Below are 17241 nucleotides of genomic sequence, written 5' to 3'. Positions count from 1 at the left end.
ATGGCGTTCGCTCCCGTCCCCCGCTCGTCGGTCTCCGACCACGTCTTCGGCCAGATCCGCGACGCGATCGTCAGCGGCGTCTACCGCCCGGACGAGGCGCTGCCCGGCGAGCGGGAGCTGGCCGCCACCTTCGGGGTCAACCGGCACGCCGTGCGGGAGGCCCTGCGCCGCCTTCAGCAGCTCGGCCTGGTGCGGGTCAGCCAGGGCGACGCCACCCGGGTGCTGGACTGGCGGGTGCACGCCGGGCTCGATCTCGCCCTGTCGCTCACCCGCTTCCACGACACCCTCCCGGTGGACACCCTGGTCCGCGACATGCTGGAGATGCGGGCCTGCATCGGCGTCGACGCGGCCCGGCTCTGCGCCGAGCGCGGCGACCCGGCGGTGCGGGCCGCGATCCTGCGGGCCGTCGAGGAGTACGCGGGCCTCGCGCCGGATCTGACCGGGATGGGCGAGGCCACCATCGTGCTCTGGCGACACATCGTCGCCGGCTCCGGCAACACCGCCTACCTGCTGGCCTTCAACAGCCTCGTGGCCGGCGCGCTCGCCGTCGGCGAGGTGCCCCCGCAGCGGCGCGCCGCGGAGCTGCTCGACGTCGCGGGACACCGCCGGCTCGCCGACGCCGTCGTCACCGGCCGGTCCGCCGACGCCGCCCGTGAGGCACGGGCCCTGCTCACCGCCCCCCTCACCACCCCCGCCGCAGCACCGAGAAGGGAAGCCCGGGCATGATCCCCGCCGTCCTCTACGCCGTACCGGCGTTCCTGCTCCTCATCGTCGTCGAGGCGCTCTCCTACCGGTTCGCCCCCGACGACGGCGAACGCGGGTACGAGCTGCGCGACACCGCCACCAGCCTGACCATGGGCGCCGGCAGCCAGGTCATCGGCGTGCCGTGGAAGCTGGCGACGATCGGCCTCTACGCCGCCGCGTACACCGTCACGCCGATCCAGCTCTCCCCCACCAGCGTCTGGACGTGGGTGCTGCTGTTCTTCGCCGACGACCTCGCCTACTACTGGTTCCACCGCTCCCACCACGAGGTGCGGCTGCTCTGGGCCGGGCACGTGGTGCACCACTCCAGCGTCTTCTTCAACCTCTCCACGGCCCTGCGGCAGAGCTGGACCCCGATGACGTCCTTACCGTTCTGGCTGGGCCTGGCGCTGCTCGGCATCCCGCCGTGGATGATCTTCCTTCAGCAGTCGGTCAGCCTGCTGTACCAGTTCTTCCTGCACACCGAGCGGGTCGGCCGGCTGCCCCGGCCCGTCGAGTGGTTCTTCAACACGCCCTCGCACCACCGGGTCCACCACGGCGCCAACGCCGAGTACCTCGACCGCAACTACGGCGGCATCCTGATCGTCTGGGACCGGCTGTTCGGCACGTTCGAGCCCGAGCGGGCAACCGTCCGCTACGGCCTGACCAAGAACGTCGGCACGTACAACCCGCTGCGGGTGGCGACGCACGAGTACCGGGCGATCTGGGCCGACGCCCGGGCCGCCTCGTCCTGGCGGCACCGCCTCGGCCACGTGTTCGGCCGGCCGGGCTGGCAGCCCACCCCGCAGGCGCAGCCGGCGGTGGCCCGATGAGCATCCTCTGGCTGTTCGGCGTGGTGGCCGCCGTCGAGCTGATCGGCGTGGCGACCGACTCGACCCTCCTGCAGTGGCTGGCCAAGCCCCTGCTCGCGCCGGTGCTGCTGGTCCACCTGCTGCGGGTACGCCGACGCGTCGACCCCGTGGCCGTCGGGCTGGTCTTCGCGACCGGCGGCGACATCGCGCTGCTGGTCTCCGGCGACACGGCGTTCCTCGTCGGCATGGGCTGCTTCCTCGGCACCCAGGTGGCCTTCCTGACCGCCTTCCTGCGCCACCGGCGCCCGCCGGTCGTCGCGGTCGCCGCCTACCTCGCCTGCTGGGTGGCGGCGAACCTGGTGCTGTGGAACTCCCTCGGCCCGCTGCGGCTGCCAGTGCTCGGCTACAGCCTCGCGCTCAGCCTGATGGCCGCCGCCGCGGCCGGCGTCTCCCGGCGGGTGGCCCTGGGCGGTGGGCTGTTCCTGGTCTCCGACCTGCTGATCGGGATGGACGCCGCCGGCTCCCGGATCCCCGGCCACGGCCTGGCCGTGATGACCACCTACATCGCGGCCCTGCTGCTGATCACGACCGGCTGGATGGCGGCCACCGCCGGGCGTGCCCGGCCCACGGCCGGCACCGGCAGCCCCGCGCGCGCCCCGGGGCCGGTGCCCGGCAACGCCCGTTGACCGGGCCGACGGCGCCCCCGGTCCAGCCCGGACCGGGGGCGCCGTCGGTCGTCGCGCCGCTCAGTTGTACGGCATCGTCGGGAACCAGCCCACACCGAAGATCGCGGGCACGCGCAGGTCCCAGTACACGACGGTGAAGACGCCCAGCGCGACCAGCAGCGCGCCGGTCACGGTCGCGGCCCGGCGCGGCGACGCCATCCAGGCGAGGAACCGACCCCGGCTGGCCAGGATCAGGACCGCGAAGAGCGCCGCGACGATCAGCACGTTGCCCAGCGACTGGAGGGCGAAGGCGAGCGCGCCGTACCCCGGGTTGCCGGTGTCGACGGCCCAGTGGAACAGCTTGTTGAACAGCGGGTACGGCCGGCCGACCAGGAACCCCCCGACCAGGGCGCCCATGACGACCACCCGCGCCACCGGCCGGCGCGCGAAGACGTCGGGCAGCAGGCCGAGGGCCGCCAGCCCGAGGTAGGTCAGCGCGAGGCCGATCAGGCCGAAGACCACCGACGACTGGATCAGGCGTACGGGCATCCCGCCCACGGTGTCGGTGGACAGCTGCGGCAGCCGTTCGCCGAGCAGCACCCCGAGCGCGCCGTAGGTCGCCGACACCGCCAGCATGCCGACCGTCAACCAGGCGACGGGCCGCAGCAGCGACCGTACGCCGTGGCGGCGCCCGGCCGCGCCGGCCTGGCTCATCGGGCCGACCGAGGCCGCCATCGCGATGTTGCAGGCGGTGAAGGTCCCGGCGAAGCCGGACACGAAGGCGAACAGCAGCCCCGCCGCGGTGCCGGTGATGGCGGTGCCCTTAGCGTCATGGCCCAACAGGGTGTCGGCGACGGTGTCGCCGATCACCGAGTCCACCAGCTCGAACGACCAGAGCACGGCGAGCAGCACGCCCGCCGCGGCGCTCATCACCGCCGTCCGTCCGGGGCGGGCCACCGGCCGGGGTACGGATTGCGGCGGCACACCTCGCGGTGGGGCCTGCGGGCTGTGGTGCACGCTCATCGCCTCGCTCTCCTCTCTGCCGTGCGGGTCGGTCGGAACGAGGTCCGTCGCCGGCGCGCCCACCCGGGGCCGCGCCGGCGACGGACCGCCCGTGCGTCAGGTGACGGCGGGCCGCGCCTCCGGCGTGTTCGCACGCCGGGAGCGGTCACGCAGCCAGATGCCCCACCAGAGCAGGCCCCGGGCGAGACAGACGATCGTCACGGCGAAGAAGAGCGTGTAGACGACGTTGAAGGTGATCAGCACGCCGTACACGCCGGCGACGCTCGCGCCGAACATGAACTGGGCCCGACCCGAGCTGGGCGTCGTGCCCGGGTCGGTGATCATGTAGTTGGTGAAGAGCACGAACGCGACACCGGTGATCGGCAGCAGGGCCGCCCAGAGGGCGACGTCCCAGATGAAGTGCCGCACGAGCGCCTGGATGACGAAGCCGCCCACCCAGCCCACGACCAGCGGGATCTTCTTGGTCAGCACCCCGTTGAGCACCGTGCCGGCCGTCAGGATGACCAGCGGCACGAGGATCCGGATCATGTCCGGGACGTCCTCGGTGAAGTGGTACGGCGGGGCGATGTTGACCCAGGAGAAGGCCACCAGGGTCACCGTGATGCCGAAGTTCGACGGGTTCATGAAGTGCCGCATGCGGCCCTTGATCGGCGCCAGGAAGATCGCCTTCTGGCCGATGGCGACGACCACCGCGAAGGCGATCGGCCAGAAGTTGTCGTTGGCGTAGAGCAGCATGTTCGCGGCGAGCGCGGTGATGTGGGTGGGCAGCAGGAATGTGTACATGCCCCAGGCGCCGTTGCCGGTGAAGGCGGCGGGGCGCTTGTTGGCGCGGGCGGTGACCAGCTCGACCACGATCTCGGTGGCGTAACCGACCGCCAGGGCGAGCAGCGGCCAGGTCCAGGGCTGCTCGAAGCCGAGCACCGTGTAGCCGAGGATGTTGAAGATGCTCATGGAGAGGGCGAAGTTGCGCAGGGCCAGGTAGCGGGGGTCCCGCCGGTCGACCCTCGGGGGAGCTCCGGGCGTGGCCGCCACCGCCGCGTTACGGTCGAAGGTGACGGCCGGCGCCGGGCCGACCGGGGCGTCGGCGACCGCGGTGCCCCCCACCCCCCTCACGTCGGTGTCGGTGCGGGCGCTGTCTCGGACGTCGGTCATTTGGCGTTCATCTCCTGGGCTTTGTCCGTGAGCATGATCGTGTGCCAGCCCGCGGCGAGGTCGAGGGTCTGCTTGTGCACGCCACCGTTCAGGTCGCGCCAGGCGATCTCCGCCGAGACCGGCTTGGCGCCGGCGTCACCGAGACCGAAGAAGACGTCGAAGCTGCGCTTGCCCGAGTGGCCGCTGCCGCCGTCGAGCTGGGCGACGCGGGTACGACCGTCCGCGGTCTTCACCCGGACCTGGGCCCCGTACGCGGGCGTGCCGCGGCCGTCCTCACCCGGGCGGCACAGGCGCAGGCCGAGGAAGTTGCCGTTGCCGGGCTTGTCGTTGCGGTAGTAGGACGGGGCGCCCCACTGGCGGGCCACCGCGAAGTCCTGACCCCCGTCGCCGTTGGTGTCGGCGACGGCCACCCCACGGCTGGGGGTGCTGTCGGTCATGCCGAGCTCGGCGCTGATGTTCGCGTAGCGTCCGTTCTTCTCCCGCACCCAGAACGCGAACGGCTCGGAGCCGGCGATGTCGTCGCCCGGCTCGGCCTTGGGCCACATGGCCGGGTTACGGAGCATGAGGTCGTTGCTCATGGCCAGTTCCTGCAACCAGGACCAACGATTGATCTTGCCCTTGACGAACCCGGCGGTCTGGACCACCGACATCTCGCCGCTGTTGTCGAAGTCCGCGATCTTGGCGTCCCAGCCCCAGCCGACCCAGGCCATGTTGAGTTCGGCGGCCTTGTTGTCGAAGACGGCCTTGCCCTCGCTCAACCGCTTGCGGGCGTCGGCCAGGCTCGACGAGTTGTTGCGCCAGACGAAGTTGCTCTCCTCCAAGCCCCAGGAGGTGGTGATGTTGCTGACGAACATGTCGAACTTGCCGGTGCCGCCGAGGTCACCGAACTCGATGGACATGCCCTTGAACGAGTCGTGGCCGACCACCATGGACTTCGGGGTGAGCGCGCCGCGGCGTCCCTCCGCCATCGCGAAGCGGATCTGCCCCGGCGTGGAGACGTTGTGGAAGAAGCGGTCCCGTCCGAAGTCGTTGGCCAGGTACAGCTCGGGCAGCAGGTCGCCGTCGATGTCGGCGGAACCGGCGCCGAGGGTCCAGCCGGTCGCGTACTGCGGCGGGATGGCGGACTGCTCGACGTACGTCGCGGTCGGGTTGTCGCCGCTGGTGGCGGCGGTCCAGCGCAGCACGTGCGCCCCGCCGGCGTTCTGCGCCCGGGACAGCGAGTGGTTCATCTCGACGTTCGGCTGGCCGGCCGGGTCGAGCACCTGGCTGTCGGGGAAGTAGTTGAAGACGCCGATGTCCGGCCGGCCGTCGCCGTCGAAGTCCGCGACCGCGACCGCGTTGGTGTTCCAGAACTTGCCCTGGTACTCGCCGCTGGAGGAGGACGGCTGGCCGATCAGTTCGGTGGGGTGGTAGGTCCCCAGGGCCAGCGGTCCGGCGGCGGAGGCGCGGTGCAGGAACAGCACCGGCGTACGACCCCAGTAATAGGCGAGCAGGTCGGTGCGGCCGTCGCCGTTGAAGTCGCCGGGCACGCAGCCCATCGGCGCCATCGACTTGTGGGTGGGCAGGGGCGCGGGGTCCAGCACGAAGGGCGCGTACCGGGCGGGCCCGTCGGGCGACGGCGTGACGATGACGCTGTCGCTGCGGGTGTCGACCAGACAGAGGTCGTTGGCGATCATGTCGCCGTCGAGGTCGTTGGCCGCGACGGCGGCGCCGACCGACGACACCCAGGCGCGGATGTGCTCGTACTCGGGATTGACGGGCCGCACGGAGCGCTCGGGAAGGCCGGGCGGCAGCGCGATCGGCAGCTCGGTGAAGCCGAACCGCGACGCCAGCGTCTGACGCTCCTCGGCCGACGCGCTGGGCAGCCGGGCCACGGCGAAGAACGCGGCCACGAGGACCAACACGAAGACAGCGGGAATGATTCGGCGGATGGCGCCGACGGGTTGGGATGGCAAGGGGTTCCCCTCCAGATTGGGCCACCACCCGTGCCGTGCAGCGGCTGATCTCGCCGTGCGGCCGGGTCTGGCGACGGGCAGTGTCGCCGACCGAGAAATGGAGTGAATTGTCCCGGCGACAATTTTATCGCTGTCATCCATCGGCAGTTGATTGCCGCAGGAACGGGGCATTCACTCACGCGGGGCGCTACGGCGTACGTGGCCGGCGCTGCCCATTCTCAGCCGATCGAGGCATGGCGTGCGGTCCCTTCACGATGCCTGGTGAACCGGCCGCGAAAGTCGCCACCGGCCCACTTATGGTCGCGGGAGCACGGCTTGAGTTCTTCTCAAAAGTTGCTCAGTGGCCGAGGGAGGGCGCGCACGTTACCGGCCGGTTGGATCCGGCATCTCACCTGTTCGAGGACCGCACTCAACCGTATTCAGTGGGAATCGCAGCGCGGCGTGGTGCTCATGCGCCATGCGGCGCAGGGCGGACAGGGCGACCCCGAACAGGACGCTGCGCACGATCGCGGGACCCTTCTCGGTCCCGCCGTCGCCGGCGAGCAGGTCGAGCTCCGCGACGACGAGTTGCTCTGCGGCGCGGGCGTAGGCGAGGAAGAAGGGAGCGTCGGCCTCGCAGCCGAGGCTGCGCAGCCCGGCCAGCACCTGCGCCAGCACCTCGCCGCCGGAGGCACTGGTCTCGCGGGACCAGCCGAGCCCGTCGGCCAGCTCGGCCACCTCCGTGCGTGCGCAGTCCACGGCGGCCCTGCCCAGCGTCTCCGACCCGTCGAGGTAGAGGGCGCGGTCCAGCACCTGGTACGCGTCGCGCAGGGTGACCTCGTCGTCGTCGATGGCCGCCAGGATCTCCCGGACCGACGAGAGGTCGAGCCCGGCGATCCCGCTCAGGGTCCGGATCAGTCGGATCCGGCGCAGGTGCCGCTCGCTGTAGTCCGCCTGGTTGCGACCGGTGGGCAGGCCCGCCGGAAGCAATCCCTCACGCAGATAGAACTTGATCGTCGGGACCGACACGCCACTCTGTCGACTGAGCTCCGAGATACGCACGCGTCCTCCGCCCTGGCGAACGTTTGGGCAATCTTGCCATAGAGATCGATCGCTAGCCATTGATCGATGCTCATCCACGGCGGATCGGACACGCCGGCGACGGGGGCGCGGGCCACTTGATCGCCACGCATCGGAACGCGCCGCCGATGTCCGAAAAATTACGCTAAGGATTGATAGAAGGCGGCGCGGATACTGGCGAGTTCCACAATACGAAGCGCAATCTTAGCGATCTTCATCCGGAACGTACAGTGGCACTTGCCAATTCTGGGCAAGAATTGATAAGCCCCCCCTCGTCACTCCGCGCTACTCTCCGAACGCAGAACGTGTTGACCGGCCGTCCGGCCTCGGCTAGCATCGACTGCGGTTAGCGGGGAATAGTGGCGGTCGATGCTCCCAAATGACTCGGCCCAATTCGCCACATCCACACATTGGGATTGTCCGCAATCCGGGGGAGACAAATGCACGACAGCGCAGAGCAGGCAGTGGAACGAGCGATCGACACGATGCGCAGCAATTTATCGGAGCAGTTGACGGTGGACGACATGGCACGCGCAGCCATGTTCAGCAAGTTCCACTTCACGCGGATCTTCCAGCGGGTCACCGGCATCTCGCCCGGTCGGTTCCTGTCCGCGATCCGCCTGCAGGAGGCCAAGCGGCTGCTCACCACGACCAGGCTCAACGTCACGGACATCAGCCTCCGAGTGGGCTACAACAGCGTCGGCACGTTCAGCACCAGGTTCACCAAGAGCGTCGGCCTGCCACCCACCACGTACCGGCGGATGGGCGGCTTCGCCCCGCGCATCCCCACCCAACGCCCGTCGGGCCAGACGCACGGCACCATCACCGGGCGGGTCACCGCCCCCGCCCGCGGGCCGGTGCCCGGGCTCATCTTCATGGGGCTGTTCCAGCACCGCATCCCCGAGGGCCCGCCAGCACGCTGCGCCATCATGGAGTCGCCGGGCGTCTACCGCTTCGTGAACGTGCCCGACGGCACCTGGTACCTGCTGTGCCACTCCGTCTCGGGCGACGTGCTCCGGCTCCAGCAGGACACCATGATGGTGTCCGCGGTGGGTCCGCTGGTCGTCCGCGGCCGGCAGACCCTGACCGCGGACGCCCACCTCAAGGAGGTGTCCAAGATAGACCCACCGGTGCTCCTGGCCCTGCTCGACAGCCGGAAGGCGGCGAGCGAACGCCAGGCCCAGGGGGAGAACCGGGCCGAGGTGTACGCGGCCTGACCCGCCCCCGGCGGAGCACCGCGTACCCCTCGGGCGGCGCTCCCCACCGCCGCGTCACCCGCGGTCGGCCACGAGGCACCCCGGCCGCCGGCGCCAGCAACGGCGTCGACGGCCGGGGTACCGCCATGTCCGCCGACGGACCGCCTCGTGCACGCCGCCGGGCCGCACCCGTGCACGCCGCCCCCGCGTCACGCCCCCCGTGCACGCCGCCGCGTCACGCCCCGTTCACGCCGCTCCCCGGCGTCACGCCCCCGTTCGCGTCACGCCCCGTTCACGCGCTCCCCCGCGTCACGCCGGCGCTCCCGTCACGCCCCGCGTCCACGTCCCCGCGTCACGCCAGCGCGGAGCCGGCGTCCGTCCGGGGCGGTGCGGACGCCCGGGCGGACACGCAGCGGTCCCGCGGACGCCGTGGCGCCCGCGGGACCGCTGCGCGGCAATCAGTCGACCTTGTGCACCGTCATCGGCAGCCCGCCGCGCACCCGCAGCGACAGCATCGGCTCGGGCACCACCGGACGGCCCGGCACACCGGCCAGGCGCACGTCCCGCAGCAGCATGGCCAGGACGAGGGTGGCCTCCATCATGCCCAGGTTGTTGCCCACGCAGAACCGTGGGCCGGCGCCGAACGGGATGTACGCGTACCGGGGGCGCTCCGTGCTGCGCGACGGGTCGAAGCGGTCCGGGTCGAACCGGTCCGGCTCGTCCCAGAACCGGGGATGCCGATGCAGGGTGTACGGGGAGATGAGGATGTCCGCCCCCGCCGGCACGTGGTACCCGCCGATCTCGTCGGCCTGCTGGGCCTTGCGGGGCAGGAGCCAGACCGGCGGATAGAGCCGGATGGCCTCCTCCACCACCATCGCCGTGAAGCGCAGCCGGTGCAGGTCCTCGTACCCGGGCAGCCGGTCGCCCAGCACCGTCACGGCCTCCTCGCGGACCCGCTGCCGGATCTCCGGATGCCGGTCGAGCAGGTGCAGGCTCCAGCCCAGCGTGCTGGCGGTCGTCTCGTGCCCGGCCAGCAGCAGCGTGACCAGCTCGTCGCGCAGCCGCTGCCGGGCCACCCGCGGGTCCTTTTCCAGCCGGGTCGAGATGATCAGGCGGGAGAGCACGTCGTCGCGGCCGTCCACGTTCCGGCCCCGGCCGGCGACGAGCTCGTCGACGACCTGCTGGAGGTGGCGACGGGCGCGCCGGAAGCGCAACTGCCGGGGCAACGGGATCCACGGCGGCACCGCGCTGAGCGTCTCCAGCTCGAACATCGCCTGGTCCTGCACGGCGGCGAACGACCCGCCGACGCCGTGGAAGCCGCTCAGCTCGGCGTCGAGCAGGGTCCGCCCGAGCACCCCGAGGGTCAGCGTGGTCATCTCCTCCAGCACGTCCACCGGAGGGCCGCCGGCCCGCGCCGCCAGCCGCTCGACCAGCAGCGCGGCCTCCTCGCCGATCACCCCCGCGTACTGGGCGAGCCGTCCCTTCTGGAACGCCGGCTGGATCACCTTGCGCTGCTTGCGCCACAGCTCACCCTCGCTGGTGAGCAGGCCGTCACCGAGCGCCCGGCGGGCGTGCACCAGGCCGATGCCCTTCTGGTAGTTGGCGCTGTTGTCCGACAGGACGTGCTTGGCGTGGTCGGGGTGGTTGAAGAAGTAGAGCTGCTTGGGGCCGACCGGCAGCCGGGCGGCGTCGCCGTACCGCTCCGCGGCCAGGGTCATCATCCGCAGCCGGTCCCGGCCCATCAGGACCAGCATCTGCAGGCCGGCGGAGCGGGGCGGGCCCGGCGGCGTGCGCCGGGCGGCTCCCTCGATCGTCGTCATGCCGCCTCACTCCGCTCCCGCTCGACCTGACGGAACCGTCCGGAGAGGAAGAGCAGGGCCTCCCCGTCCGACCGGCGCTCCAGGGAGAGCAGCCGGCCGAGGAAGATGGTGTGGTCGCCGCCGTCGTAGGAACGCCACACCTCGCACTCGAAGTGGGCGAGGGCGCCGCTGATCAGCGGCGCTCCCGTCGTCGCGCCCGGCCGCCAGTCCACCTGGTCGAACTGCTCGCCGCCGAGCGGTCGCCGCCCGTCGGCGAAGTACCGGGCCACCTTCTCCTGGTCGTCGGTCAGCACCGAGACCCCGAACTCCCGGGTCTCGGAGAGACAGGCGTGCATCACCGCGTTCCGGTCGACGCACACCAGCACCAACGGCGGGTCGAGCGACACCGAGGTGAACGAGTTGGCGGTCATCCCGTGCGGGGTGGCACCGCCGACGGTCACCACCGTGACGCCGGTCGCGAATGCGCCGTACGCCCGCCGCAGTGCCGTCACGTCGGGCGTCCCGACGGTGAGTGTTCGCTGTACGTCCACGACGTCTCCTCCTCGCGCCGTCAGGTGCGCCGCGCCGAGGTGTACGGCGCGAGCGCCGTCACCAGTGCCTCCGGCACCCTCGCCGGCGCGGTGCGGGTGTTCGGGCCGCGCATGCAGGCGATGCGCTGCCGGCCCCGGGCCACCAGCGTCTCGCCGCCGTCCCGGTCGAGCTTGACGTAGTCGAAGCTGAACTCCAGCTGGGTCTGCGCCAGCTCCACCAGGCGCATCCGGATGGACAGCTCGTCGAACGCGGTGATCTCGGCGAAGAACTCGCAGTCGACCCGGAGGGTGAACAGCTTCAGGTCGTCGCGTACGTCCGCCAGCACGTCCGGCGCCCGTTCCTTCAGGAACATCTCCCGGCAGCGCCCCTGCCAGCGCAGATAGTTGACGTAGTACACGTTGCCGACGAGGTTGGTCTCCTCGAAGCCCACCGTGTGCAGGTACTCGAAGTACTTGTCCATCGCCTACGCCCGTCCTTCCGTGAGGATCGCGAACGCCATCGGCTGGGGCAGGTCCCGCACGGTCGTGACGAGCGTGGCGATCCGCAGGTCGCCGGAGGCGAAGACCAGCCAGCCGGCCCGGTCCGAGGGCACCGCGGCCAGCGGCGCCCGGTGCGAGAGCCCCGCCTTGCGCAGGCACTCGATCGCCGCCCACACCCGCGTGGCCGCCGCGTCCAGGGACTCCCCGCCGTCGGCGGCGCAAAGCCGGGCGAGGTCGACGTGTGCGCCGAGCAGGCCCTGCCAGACCGACTCCTCCCGGGCGCGTACCGCCTCGACGTCGCAGGCCAGCGGCCCGGTCCCCACCACGCACAGCGTCAGGTCCTCGGCGTGCGCGGCGGAGAGGGACCGCCCGTCGGCCAGCTCGGGGCGGCCGTCCGGCCGGTACGCGACCTCGACCGGCCCGCCCGCGGCCCGGCCGGCGGCCACCGCGGTCCGGGCCCGCCGCCGACGGGTCTCGTCCGGCGTGCCCTGCCCGGACGGCTCGCCGCGCCCGCCCTGCTCCGTCGGGGTCGGCTCCACCGCGACGGCGACGTCGCCGCCGACCAGGTCGCCGACCGCCCGCTCTAGGTACGAGCCGAGCAGCGGCGCGACCCACGGGCCACGGCCGTCCTTCTTGCGTACCGCCCGCAGCCGCAGGCCCTCCCACCGCTCCACGACCACACCGTCGGCGGAGCGCAGCGCGATGTCGTAGACGTAGGTGTCGCCGTCGCGGCTGCGCTCCTCGGCGCAGTAGCGGAGCTCCTCCGCCCCGGTCAGGCGGGTCCCCGCCGGGTGCAGCCGCTCGATCCCGGCCGGCAGCAGCGTCGCGTCGGGAACGCAGACCTGGTTGCCGTGCATGAGGGCGTCCCGCACGCCGGGGTCGCCGAGGAGCAGGGCGTCCGGCAGGTAGTCGGCGAACCAGCGCGTCTGCGGAGCCGTGACGACGTCGGCGTCGACGTGCCGGGCGGCCGACCGGTGGTAGCGGCGCAGCCGCTGGAACCGTCCACCCTGGAACAGGATGTCGCCGTACAGGTCGGTGGCGGGCTCCAACGGCACCGCCGGCAGCCCGGCGGGCACCTGCTCGGGCGGGCCCGCCGGCGGTCGCGTGCCGGTGAAGTGCAGCCGCGCCCGGAAGTGCGCCGCGCTGAACTCCGTCTCCGCGCTGTAGATGACCGCGTCCACGACGTCGTCGTCGACCACGAGGGTGGCGATCCGGATGGTGGTGCTGCCCTCCGGCGGCACCACGATGGGCCGCAGGAACTCGGCCCGCTCGACCACCGGTGTGTCGTCGCGTCCGGTCACCGCCGCGGCGACCTGGGCCATCGCCTCCATGCCGAACACCGCCGGGAACAGCAGGTTGCCGTCCAGCCGGTGGTGGTCCAGGTAGAGGTCGGTGACCGGCTTCAGCTCGGCCTCGGCGACCAGCTCGACGCCGTGGTAGCGCACGAGCGGGCGGTCCACGAACCGCAGCAGCGGCAGCTCCGGACGGTCCATCCGGACCGTGTCGATGCCCTCCGTACGCCCGCTGACCACCACCACCGACGGTGCCTGCGGGTCGGCGAGCAGGCGCCGGAGCATCTGCACGCCCTGGTCGGGGGTGACCGGGGTGATGCCGTCGCGGGTCAGCGCCTCGACCACGGACAGCCGCTCACCCATGCCGACGCCGGACCAGACCGACCACTCCAGGCAGAGGCTGCGGCAGTTCGGGTGACGCCGGCCGAAGTCGACGGTCAGCTCGGCCAGCCAGTCGTTGGCCGTGGCGTAGTGCGCCTCGCCGCGCAGGCCCGCCCGGCCGATGATGCTGCCGAACGTCACCAGCAGGCGCAGCCGGTCGGGGTCGACCGCGTCGAGCACGGCGCGCAGGCCGTCGACCTTCGGCGCGAACGTGCGGCGGAACGCGTCCATGGTGAGGCCGGTCAACGCCGCCGGCTCGTTGCGGCCCGCGCCGTGCAGCACCGCCGTGACCGGTCCCAGCTCGGCGACGAGCCCGTCGACGGCCTGCCGCACCTGCTCCGGGTCGGAGACGTCGGCCCGGGCGTAGCGCACCCGTACGCCGGCGTCCGCCATCCGCTTGAGGTTCGCGGCCAGCTCGTCGTCCTGGGCGGGATCGGAGCGGCCCAGCACGGCCAGGCCGGCGCCGCTGTCGACGGCCATGGCCAGGGCGCACTCCGCGGTGATGCCCTTGCCGCCGCCGGTGACCAGCAGCAGGTCCTCGGCGCCCAGCGGCTGCCGCGTCTCGGCGGGCCGCACCGGCAGCCCGCGCAGGGTCGGCACCCGGCGCCGCCCGGCGGCGTCGTAGCGGACCTCGGCGAACCCGTCCGTGGCGCCGACCTCCGCCGTCACCCGGGCCACGGCCTCCGGCACCGGCGGGGTGTGCACGATGGTGGTGCGCAGCTGCGGCGCCTCCAGCCGTAGCGTCTTGGCCAGCCCGGCCGCGCCCGGTCCCTGCTGGACGAGGACGAAGCGGGTGCCGGGGGCGGCGGCCGTCGCCGCCTGCGCGCCGCGCAGGGCCAGTTCGAGATCGGCCTCGGCGCACCGCTCCGGCAGGCACACCAGCACGCCCGCGCCGAGGCCGGCGGTCTGCAGGGCCGCGCGCAGCGGCTCGGCGAGCGGGTGACCGGCGGGGGCGAACAGCTGCCAGGCTCCGTCGGCCCCGGCCCGGGCGGCGACCGGGGCCGGCGCCTCGTCGAGGTCCACCGACCAGGCCCGGCACCAGTCTGCGACGCCGTGCACGATGGCCGGGCCGGCCGCGTCGGTGTCCCGACCGGTCCGGGCGAGCTGCTCCAGTGCCTCGGCGAGCTGCCCGACGGTGGCCGTCGCGAAGTTGGTGGGAGTCTGCGCGGCCGGCACGCCGAGCTGCTGCGCCGCCTGGTTGACCAGCTGGCCGACGGTGATCGAGCTGAGGTGGAGGTCGTCGAGGAGCTGGCTGCCGTCGTGCACCATCTCCAGCGGCAGCTCCGCCCGCTCGGCGGCCAGCCGGCGCAGCAGTTGCAGGCTCGACTCGCCGGCCGGCTGCTCCGACTCCGGCCGCTGCCCGTTCGCCGTCGACGGGACCGCCGCCCGGACGCCGGCGCCCTTGGGCAGGCTCACCACCGGGGCGGACTCGCAGGGGCTGGCGAAGAAGCGGAAGTTCTGGCCCACCTCGAGCGGCCGGACCAGCCGGTCGTGGAAGAGGGTGCCCTCCACGCCGCCGGCGCCGACGACGTACGCGGCCGCCGCGACCCGCAGCAGGCCCGCCAGCGACTCGTCGTCGGTGTTGAGCGCCACCGCCGGCAGGTCGGTGCTGGCCGCCGCGAGGCCGGAGAGCACCTGCCCCGGGCCGACCTCGACGAAGAGGTCGACCTCCTTGGCGGCGAGGGCCACGGCCTGGCTGAACAGCACCGGGTCGGTGATCTGGCGGTGCAGGAGGGCGGAGACGTCGGTGTCGTGGGCGAGCGGTTCGCCGGTGACGGTGGAGACGACCCGCCGGGTGACGGATCCGAACCGCTCCCCCGCCAGCGCGCCGAGGAAGGCGTCCGCGGCCGGCTCGACCAGCGGGGAGTGGAACGCGTGGGACACCGACAGCCGCGTGGTCCGCAGGCCGGCGGAGCGGGCCCGCTCGCAGGCGTCCTCCACCGCGGCCTCCGAGCCGGCGATCACGGTCTGCTCCGGCCCGTTGTACGCGGCGATCACCACGGACAGGCCGGCGATCAGCCCGGCCACCCGCTCGGGCGGGGCGCCGATGTTGGCCATCGTGCCGGAGGCGCTGTGCTCCCCCATCGTCCGGCCGCGCACGCCGGCGACCCGGAGCAGGGCCTCCTCGTCGAGCACGCCGGCCCAGTGCAGGGCGGCGATCTCGCCGAGGCTGTGCCCGACGGCGACCGTCGCGTCGAGGTTGAGCAGCGACAGCGCCCGCAGGCCGGCGAGCGAACCGGTGACGATCCGCGGCTGGGCCACCGCGGTGGCGACCATGTCGCCGCTGCTCGGCAGCGCCGCCCGCTGGTACACCTCCTCCACGTCGGCGAAGCGGCGGCGCAGCGCGCCACCCGAGGTGCCCTTGCCGGACCCCTGCCCGGGGAAGAGGAAGCCGATGCGGCCCGGGCCGCTCACGTGGCCCAGGAAGCAGCGGCCGTCGGAGGAGAACAGGCGTACCTCGCCGGCGTCGAGGGCGTCGCAGATCCGGCGCAGCTGCCGCTCGCCGTCCTCCGGCGAGGAGACCACCACGCCCGCCCGGTACGGCAGGTCGCGCAGTTCCCGGTGCAGGGTGGCGGCGAGGTCGCCCAGCTGGGCGTACGACACCGTGGGCACGAACTCGACGAGACGCTGCAACCGCTCGCGCAGCTCCTGCGGGCTGCCCCCGTCGACGAGCAGCAGCTCCACGTCCTGCATCGAGGCGGCGAGGTTGCGGAAGCGGCTGTCCAGCCGGGACGAGCGACGCGGCTGCCCGTTCTCCAGCACGATGTGGGTGTTGATGCCGCCGAAGCCCATCGCCGTGATGCCGGCGCGCACCGGCAGGCCGCGCGGCCACGCCTCGGCCTTGCGCAGGGCCCGCAGCGCGGACTGCTCGGCGGTGAGGATCTCGTGCGGGTCGACGCAGCCGATGGTGGGCGGCAGGACCTCGTGGTGGACGGCCATCGCGGCCTTGATCAGGCCGGCGACGCCGGCCGCCGCCTTGGTGTGCCCGATCATGCCCTTGATCGAGCTGATCGCGGCCTGGGCGGCGTTCTCGTCGGCGGTGCGCCGGGCCAGGGACAGGGCCTGGAGTTCGGTGGCGTCGCCCACCTGCGTGCCGGTGCCGTGGCCCTCGAAGAGCCCGACGGTCTCGATGCCGAACCCGGCCCGGTCGTACGCCCGGCGCAGGGCGAGCTGGTAGCCGGCGACCTCGGGCCGGGTGATGCCGCCCTTGCCGTCGGAGGAGATGCCCCAGCCCGCGATGGTGGCGTAGATGCGGTGCCCCGCCTGGCGGGCCTCGGCCTCGCGCATCAGGACCACCATGCCGCAGCCCTCGCCGGGCCAGAAGCCGTTCGAGCCGCGGTCGTAGACCCGCATCTCGCCGCGCGCCAGCGCGCCGGTCTTGGCGAAGCCGATGATCTCGAAGGGGTCGATGGAGAGGTCGACCCCGCCGGCGACCGCCACGTCGACCTCGCCGTCGGAGAGGGTCTTGCACGCGGTGGCGACGGAGAGCAGCGACGAGGAGCAGGCGCCGTCGACGGTGTAGCCGCCGCCCTTGAAGTCGAAGTGGTTGCAGATGCGCCCGGCGATGGTGTTGGACAGGCCGCCCGCGAGGGTGTCCTCGTCGACCTCCGGGAACGGGCCCTTGAAGGTCGCCTCGAAGTCGTCGAGGAACGTGGTGAGCTGGTCGTCGTCCCAGTCCTGCTCCTTGAGCGCGGCGGCGACCATGCGGCGCACGTAGGGCCAGCGCAGCCGCAGCTGGTTGGCCCGGGAGAACTCGCCGGTCAGCGTGTTGCCGACGACCACGCCGGTGCGCTCGCGGGGCAGTCCCTCCCCCATCGGGAACCCGGCGTCGGCCAGCGCCATGGCCGCCATGTCGAGGGCGAGCCAGTGGGTGAGGTCGGTGGAGCGGTAGGTGCTGCCGGCGATCTTGTAGGCGATGCGGTCGAACTCGTAGCCCTCGATGACCGCCGCGTTGCGGGCGTAGAAGCGGTCGGGCGTGGCCGGGTCCGGATCCCAGTAGTCGTCCAGACTCATCCGCACGTCGGGCAGCCGGCGGAAGGCCCGCCGCCCGGCGAGGGCGTTCTCCCACAGTTCACGGGGCGACGTGGCGTCCGGGTAGCGGCACGCCATCCCCACGACAGCGATCCTTGTCACG

The 17241-nt window shown here is 72.6% G+C and carries 12 protein-coding genes; 4 read left to right on the top strand and 8 right to left on the bottom strand.

The features are described 5' to 3' along the window. From ACLQ20_RS28580 to ACLQ20_RS28570, 3 genes are read left to right on the top strand one after another with little or no spacing between them, the layout of a single operon-like run. Nucleotides 1–726, top strand: coding sequence for a FadR/GntR family transcriptional regulator (locus tag ACLQ20_RS28580; protein WP_151453262.1), 726 nt, complete (start codon nt 1–3; stop codon nt 724–726). After that, the gene (locus ACLQ20_RS28575) at nt 723–1574 is read left to right on the top strand and encodes a sterol desaturase family protein (protein ID WP_425858131.1); all 852 of its coding nucleotides are present in this window, start codon (nt 723–725) and stop codon (nt 1572–1574) included. Before ACLQ20_RS28580 ends, ACLQ20_RS28575 begins: the two co-directional genes overlap by 4 nt. Then, nucleotides 1571–2239 carry a lysoplasmalogenase gene (locus ACLQ20_RS28570; RefSeq protein WP_358122086.1) on the top strand — a complete coding sequence of 223 codons (669 nt, stop codon included), beginning with the start codon at nt 1571–1573 and terminating at the stop codon, nt 2237–2239. Before ACLQ20_RS28575 ends, ACLQ20_RS28570 begins: the two co-directional genes overlap by 4 nt. 60 nt (nt 2240–2299) lie before the next feature. Here ACLQ20_RS28570 and ACLQ20_RS28565 read toward each other — a convergent pair whose 3' ends face one another. The 4 genes from ACLQ20_RS28565 to ACLQ20_RS28550 all read right to left on the bottom strand — a co-directional run bounded on the left by ACLQ20_RS28565 (nt 2300) and on the right by ACLQ20_RS28550 (nt 7389). Beyond that, the gene (locus ACLQ20_RS28565) at nt 2300–3148 is read right to left on the bottom strand and encodes a hypothetical protein (protein WP_425858130.1); all 849 of its coding nucleotides are present in this window, start codon (nt 3146–3148) and stop codon (nt 2300–2302) included. 189 nt (nt 3149–3337) lie between these two features. Then, nucleotides 3338–4393: an enediyne biosynthesis protein gene (locus ACLQ20_RS28560; protein ID WP_425858129.1), complete on the bottom strand. Its 1056-nt coding sequence runs from the start codon at nt 4391–4393 to the stop codon at nt 3338–3340. Next, on the bottom strand, nt 4390–6297 hold the full coding sequence (locus tag ACLQ20_RS28555) for a CRTAC1 family protein (protein WP_425858128.1): 1908 nt from the start codon (nt 6295–6297) through the stop codon (nt 4390–4392). The genes ACLQ20_RS28560 and ACLQ20_RS28555 overlap by 4 nt, the downstream gene beginning before the upstream one ends. Before the next feature lie 414 nt (nt 6298–6711). Continuing rightward, nucleotides 6712–7389, bottom strand: a complete 678-nt coding sequence (locus tag ACLQ20_RS28550) for a MerR family transcriptional regulator (RefSeq protein ID WP_358122080.1) — start codon at nt 7387–7389, stop codon at nt 6712–6714. 458 nt (nt 7390–7847) lie between these two features. Between ACLQ20_RS28550 and ACLQ20_RS28545 the strand changes: the two genes are divergently transcribed. Beyond that, nucleotides 7848–8624, top strand: a complete 777-nt coding sequence (locus ACLQ20_RS28545) for a helix-turn-helix domain-containing protein (protein ID WP_151453268.1) — start codon at nt 7848–7850, stop codon at nt 8622–8624. A 437-nt stretch (nt 8625–9061) separates the two neighbouring features. Here ACLQ20_RS28545 and ACLQ20_RS28540 read toward each other — a convergent pair whose 3' ends face one another. Genes ACLQ20_RS28540 through ACLQ20_RS28525 form a run of 4 tightly spaced genes read right to left on the bottom strand, consistent with a single transcriptional unit; the run spans nt 9062 to nt 17240 of the window. After that, nucleotides 9062–10423 (bottom strand): cytochrome P450, encoded by a 1362-nt coding sequence (locus ACLQ20_RS28540; protein ID WP_151453269.1) that lies wholly within the window; start codon nt 10421–10423, stop codon nt 9062–9064. After that, a complete protein-coding gene (locus tag ACLQ20_RS28535) occupies nt 10420–10953 on the bottom strand; it encodes a flavin reductase family protein (protein WP_151453270.1) in 534 nt (177 codons plus the stop codon). Before ACLQ20_RS28535 ends, ACLQ20_RS28540 begins: the two co-directional genes overlap by 4 nt. Nucleotides 10954–10973: 20 nt before the next feature. Further along, nucleotides 10974–11414 carry an acyl-CoA thioesterase gene (locus ACLQ20_RS28530; protein ID WP_132238187.1) on the bottom strand — a complete coding sequence of 147 codons (441 nt, stop codon included), beginning with the start codon at nt 11412–11414 and terminating at the stop codon, nt 10974–10976. A gap of 3 nt (nt 11415–11417) precedes the next feature. Next, nucleotides 11418–17240 carry a type I polyketide synthase gene (locus ACLQ20_RS28525; protein ID WP_358122077.1) on the bottom strand — a complete coding sequence of 1941 codons (5823 nt, stop codon included), beginning with the start codon at nt 17238–17240 and terminating at the stop codon, nt 11418–11420. Nucleotide 17241: the final 1 nt, after the last annotated feature.

Source organism: Micromonospora sp. DT46, assembly GCF_049841735.1.
Lineage (GTDB): Bacteria > Actinomycetota > Actinomycetes > Mycobacteriales > Micromonosporaceae > Micromonospora > Micromonospora reichwaldensis.
The sequence above is the reverse complement of the archived record's forward strand: the minus strand, read 5'-3'. Positions and strand labels throughout refer to the sequence as shown.